The sequence below is a fragment of the Rugosimonospora africana genome (assembly GCF_016862975.1).
Classification (GTDB): domain Bacteria; phylum Actinomycetota; class Actinomycetes; order Mycobacteriales; family Micromonosporaceae; genus Rugosimonospora; species Rugosimonospora africana.
Genome location: NZ_BONZ01000219.1, coordinates 1 through 508, shown reverse-complemented (window position 1 = coordinate 508; position 508 = coordinate 1). Strand labels below are relative to the sequence as shown.

Below are 508 nucleotides of genomic sequence, written 5' to 3'. Positions count from 1 at the left end.
CCCGGCGTATGTCATCTATACGTCGGGGTCGACGGGTCAGCCGAAGGGAGTGGCTTGTGTGCATGCGGGGTTAGTCAATCGGTTGGGGTGGATGCAGGGTCGGTTTGAGTTGGTGGGTGGGGATCGGGTATTGCAGAAGACTCCGGTCGGGTTTGACGTGTCGGTGTGGGAGTTGTGTTGGCCGTTGGTGACGGGTGCGGTGATGGTGTTGGCTCGGCCTGGTGGGCATCGGGATCCGGGGTATTTGGCGGATCTGATCGTGGCGGAGTCGGTGACCACGGCGCATTTTGTGCCGTCGATGTTGGCGGAGTTTCTGGCTTCGGGTGACGCGGGTCGGTGTGTGGGGCTGCGCCGGGTGGTCTGTAGTGGTGAGGCGTTGTCGGATGAGTTGGCCGAGCGGTTCGCGGCGGTGTTGCCCGGGGTGGGGTTGGACAACTTGTATGGGCCGACGGAGGTGTCGGTTGATGTGACTGCGTGGCGGTGTGGGCCGGGCACGGGTCGGGTGGGT

Annotated in this window: 1 protein-coding gene; it reads left to right on the top strand. The window is 64.0% G+C overall.

Annotated elements, in window-relative coordinates; genetic code table 11:
- Window positions 1-508: AMP-binding protein (locus tag Raf01_RS49315; RefSeq protein WP_203925101.1), on the top strand; the 508-nt coding region annotated here is incomplete at both ends.